The organism is Sphingobium sp. (assembly GCF_035511395.1).
GTDB lineage: Bacteria > Pseudomonadota > Alphaproteobacteria > Sphingomonadales > Sphingomonadaceae > Sphingobium.
The window spans coordinates 1-4690 of record NZ_DATKFP010000383.1 but is presented as its reverse complement, the minus strand read 5'-3'; the positions used below and the strand labels follow the sequence as shown (position 1 = coordinate 4690).

General features: G+C 65.2%; 4 protein-coding genes and 1 pseudogene. 1 reads left to right on the top strand and 4 read right to left on the bottom strand.

Annotated features, from left to right (window positions below; genetic code table 11):
- Positions 1 to 511: 511 nt before the first annotated feature.
- Positions 512 to 952, bottom strand: a complete 441-nt coding sequence (locus tag VMR39_RS26005) for a hypothetical protein (RefSeq protein ID WP_325420691.1) — start codon at positions 950 to 952, stop codon at positions 512 to 514.
- Between the two features lie 225 nt (positions 953 to 1177).
- Between VMR39_RS26005 and VMR39_RS26000 the strand changes: the two genes are divergently transcribed.
- Positions 1178 to 1930 (top strand): hypothetical protein, encoded by a 753-nt coding sequence (locus tag VMR39_RS26000; protein ID WP_325420689.1) that lies wholly within the window; start codon positions 1178 to 1180, stop codon positions 1928 to 1930.
- Between the two features lie 7 nt (positions 1931 to 1937).
- On the opposite strand, the gene VMR39_RS25995 is transcribed toward VMR39_RS26000, so the two are convergent.
- From VMR39_RS25995 to VMR39_RS25985, 3 genes and pseudogenes are all read right to left on the bottom strand, one after another.
- The gene (locus VMR39_RS25995; protein WP_325420688.1) at positions 1938 to 2870 is read right to left on the bottom strand and encodes a DUF2493 domain-containing protein; all 933 of its coding nucleotides are present in this window, start codon (positions 2868 to 2870) and stop codon (positions 1938 to 1940) included.
- Positions 2871 to 3188: 318 nt separating this feature from the next.
- Entirely contained in the window at positions 3189 to 4232 is a 1044-nt protein-coding gene (locus tag VMR39_RS25990) for a DUF7146 domain-containing protein (protein WP_325420686.1), read from the bottom strand.
- A 69-nt stretch (positions 4233 to 4301) separates the two neighbouring features.
- Positions 4302 to 4690: pseudogene (locus VMR39_RS25985) on the bottom strand (DNA-binding protein); the annotation flags it as partial.

The following is a 4690-nucleotide window of genomic DNA, read 5'->3' as shown; positions in this document are numbered from 1 at the left end:
CGCGGCATCGCTTGCGACCGCAGCGCAGCGGAGGATGGCAGCCAGGCGACTTTGTTGTTTCGCGAGGAATGACGGCGCAGCCGGCAGGGGAAGAAAGTCGATCGGCGCCATTGCCGCATAGGCGATCAAGGCGCAGCCGGCCTTCGGCCAGATCAGCCCATTGAAGAGGCCGTTTTGGAGCGGTCGGTTAGACAGAGATTGATCAAGGAGAACGTGGTGAGCACGGCGTTGCCGTCACGATTTCGGCAGCAACGGAGTCGGCGATTCCACAGAGCCAGTCCAGGCCTTGACCGCGTCCCGATGCCGACACCGCTCTGGCAAGAAAGCCAGCGCACCGATGTTTTGATCGCGCGACCGAACGGCGTCACGCTGCTCCAGCGTAAGACTGCGATGACGCGACACGGGTTGGCCGAGGCCAAGGTCTGAGCGCCGACCGCCATCTCGGGGTTTCGATGACGAGGGCGACGCGGGTGAAGATCGGCCGATTGTCCCGCCTCCGCTGCTAATAGCGTTAGGCGCGCGCCAAGCCCCGCCCCGATGGTCCGGGCGCTGCCAAAGCTGTCACCCGCACGAACGCGGTGACGCCGACAGCAATCGCACCAGCGACGGAAAAGATGACCTGCCACGTATCGGAGGGCATGGTGTGCTGCACGATGCCGTGGGTGGCATGATAGCCGGCGAGCGCCGCGGGCGCGACGAACGCGATCGCGATCGCGAGGCGCAGCCAGAACGGCCGCGCGAAGCCGAGCAGGAACTGGCTGATGCCGAACGTCAGTGCGGCGGCGACCAGGCCAACAACGATGCCGCCGATCCAGCCTGCGCCGGTCTGATAGGCCCAGACTCCAGCGGTGACGCCGACGAAGGCGGGCAGTGCGAATACAGCAAGGGTGAACAAGAGCCAGCAGAGCATGCCAATGGCTGCGATGCTGGCGAGGATGCCAATGAAGATCATGGCGATGGTCTCCCGTGAGAAAAGGTCTGACGGTCGCGCCTTCCACCACCACCCCGGCGCAAACCAACTATAGTCGAACTTGTGGGTTGGCGGGAGCGGAAATCGGGCATGATTTCCGGTGCTTTGCGTTGCCATGGTAGTAGAGGACGACTCCAGCTCTCCCCGCGCGGGACCTAAGTCCGGAGCACCGGCGCAGGGGCGACAAGAGGAAAATGGCGGTAAAGCGTGGCGGGCGGATTCTTCATACCTGACGGTAACGAGGCGCTTCGGGACGATATCCCGGCCGTGGTGGAACTTATCGAGCGCACGGCGCGGTGGGTCCATCCGGACACCTTCCGGGCCTTGCCGGTCTGGGCTCCGCACACCGCGCGCGGGCGGGCGCTCTACGACGCGGGATGGACGCGCCGATATACGAATACGCGCAAGGCCACTGGCGTCACGGCGGAGAAGTTCGAAGGCAATGTCGCCGCGCTTAACGCGTTGGTCGCGGCTCTCGACATCGCGTCGCCCAAGCCGAAGAATTGGACCGTGTGCCACATCTGGGGGTATGACGATCCGTCCTTCGCGCAGCGCAGCAACGTCGTCCAGGATCTTCGGTACTTTTCCTGTGTCGCCAACATGGTGTGGCTGCCGACATCGCTGAAGGGCTTCACCGACACACTGCCCGAGATCAAGGCCATGCTACGTGTTTGCGCATTTCATCTCTATGGATGGGCTTGTGAGCATCCTTCGGTCGCCGATCAAGCCGACCAAGTGAGAGGTGGTTGGATTCCAGAAGGCTACCCGAAGAGTTGGCCAGGCCCCGATCGCCCCGGTGTTCTGCCGCCCGGCACGGCTCCGTTCACTCCGCGGATCGAGCGGGAGATCGCCAAGCGCAAACTGAGGATCAAGGCCGACATCGCAAACGCGGCCTTTTTGCACTATCCGAAGGATGAGGTTCAGGAAGTGCTGAGATTCTGGAAGATCGAATTGAGCTAGGCGGCGCTCACGCGCCGCCTTTGCCGAATTTCCAGACCGGGATGCCGAGCTTGCGGGCCTTGTCGGCGAGGTTGTCCTGAATGCCCGTACCCGGGAAGTGCATGACGCCGATCGGCAGGATCAGCAGCAATTGGTCGTTGCGCTTGAACGGCGCGGCCTTGGCGTGTTTCGTCCAGTCGGGCTTGAATGCGATCTGCGGAACCTTGCGATGGTCGGCCCAGCGGGCGGCGATGCGCTCGGCGCCTTTCGGCGATCCGCCATGTAGCAGCACCATGTCGGGATGCTTGGCGTGGACCTGGTCGAGCTTGGCCCAGATCAGCCGGTGATCGTTGAAGTCGAGACCGCCGGTGAAGGCGATCTTCGGACCCGCAGGCAGCATCACTTCGGTTTCGGCGCGGCGCTTGGCGGCGAGAAAATCACGGCTGTCGATCATGGCCGATGTCATGGTGCGGTGGTTGACTATCGATCCGCTGCGCGGTCGCCAGGATGATCCCGTCTGGCGCTCGAAATGCTCGGCGGCCTGGTCGCGCATCAACTCGAAGGCATCACGGCGTTCGATTAGCGTCTGGCCCTCGGCGGTAAGCCGCTCCAGCTCGACGGACTTGACCTCGGAGCCGTCCTGTTCCCGCTGGCTCCGCCGCTGAGCCTGCTCATTGTCGTCGAGTTCGCGTTCGATCCGGCCGGTGGCGCGGTGGAAGAGATTGACGGTCGACCAGAGCAGATCGTCGAGGTCGGGCTCGAGGCGGGTGTCCTGGAAGGTGACGATCAGCGCATCGAAGATGTCGGCGATGGCGCCGGCGACGGCGTTCCCCTCGGGCAGCGGCCTCGGGTCGAGTTCGTCCTGGAAGGGACGGAAGCCGTAAAGCTGAAGTTCGGTGAGAAGGTGGTCGGTGGGAGACGAAGCGTGATGGGGCTCGAAGTCGTCGCGATCGCTCGTCATGGGATGCTCCTTCGTCGGTCTGACCGCGACCCTCGCGGCCTTCTGGCGACGAAAGCCGTCGGGCGGGCCGGACCTGCACCCGGAGCGAAGCGCAGGGCCGGAGCGTCAGCGGAGGATGGCGAAGCCCGGTTGTTTTGCTTCGCGATGCAAAGGCCCGGAGGGCCGGCGGAAAAGAACCGGGCGCAGCCATTGCCGGGCCGGACCGTTTGACGGCCGATCGCCCTCTCGAAGGCCGGGTCGCGGTCTTTCCGGCGAGATGGAAAGCAGCCAGAGCGATAGCGCTGACGGCGCCGCCGCTCTTGTCGCATCCCTCCGGAACTACACCGCCTCTGTCGCGATGAAGCGTGCGACATCTTCCGGGGCGAGCTGGACGCGGACGTTGGCCCAGAGCACAACGATGCCGATCAGTCTGAGATCCTCGTTGAAGTCTCCGAGCGTGGGCGACAGAACAATCGCCTCGATCCCGACAGCGTTTGCCCGTTCGATCAGGCTGTCGCGCGCGCCGTCACCGGCCGGATCGTCGTCACGCACGATGTAGAGCCGGCGGAGGGTTGCCGGGAACAGGATGGCTGCGAGGTGCGCGGCCGACAGTGCGGCGACCATCGGCATGCGGGGGGCTGCCATTCGCAGCGACAGAATGGTTTCGATGCCTTCGCCGGCCGCCATTACGTCATGCGTCACGCCGAACCGGACTGCGTGGCCGAGGAGGTCGCCCATCGCCCGCCGCGGCGTGTCGACCGGCGCCTTACCGCTGCCGTCGGGCGCAATCCAGGTGCGATGCGCGCCGGTGATCCGGCCGCCGAGATCGGTGACGGATGCGATCATCGCCGGCCAGCTCTCGGTCGGGCTCTGCTCGTCGGGCCGGTAGTAGCATCGCGGGTGAAAGCGCAGCGATCCGGTTCCGTGCAAAGCCGTGATGCCGCGTATCCGCAAATACGTGTCTACGACAGTGCCCGGAATCGGTTGCGACATGGCGAAGAGCCGGCGTGCGGCCTCCGGCGATCCGATCGGAGCTGGCGCCTGCCACGGCCGTGGTTGCGGCTCAGGTTCGGGATGCGGAAGGCTGAGGAAGGTCCGCGCCTCTTCGGCGACGTCCTTGAAATCGATCAGGCCGCGTGTCTCGCGGATGATGTCAAGCAAATCGCCATGCTCGCCCGTGGCGGCGTCGGTCCATTTGCCTGCGGTGCCCTTGCCGGATTCGGCGCCCTTCAGGCGGACGAACATAGAGCGCCCCGGCGTATTGCGGGCATCGCCGACCAGCCAGTAGCGTCCTTCACGGCGGCCGTTGGAAAGATAATGACGGCAGACCGCCTCAGCCTGTCTGGCCATACGGCGTGCCAGATCGGATGCATTGTCCGACATCGTGTCCTCCGAGACGAAAAAGGGCCCGCCATCGCTGGCGGGCCCCTGGCAGTGCGGTTGGCTCCTTCGTTATTCGGCCGCGGTCGCGTGGGGTTCGAGCGCGACCGATTCATCCTCGGTTACTTCCTCGTCTTCCACCACGGCCGTTTCGCCGCCGTCCGCCGTCATTTCTACGCCCGGTGCATCGGCGTCTGCTTTCGCGGCGTCGGTCGCAGCGGCGTTCGGCACATCGCGACCGGGCGTGCGCAGCGGCTCCGGAAGCCATCCGGACTCCGCCAACAGCGTCTCGGCCTGCTCCGCCATCTCGGCCTTCTTGAGGTGCTCGATGCGGTCACCCGCCCGCGCGCCTTTCGCCTCCCGCACGGCTGCGAGGATGCGCGCCTTGGTCACCCGACCGAAATAGGTGCCGATCGTCGGCGTCCAACCGGCGGCGACCATGTCGAGATCGACGGCCTGGG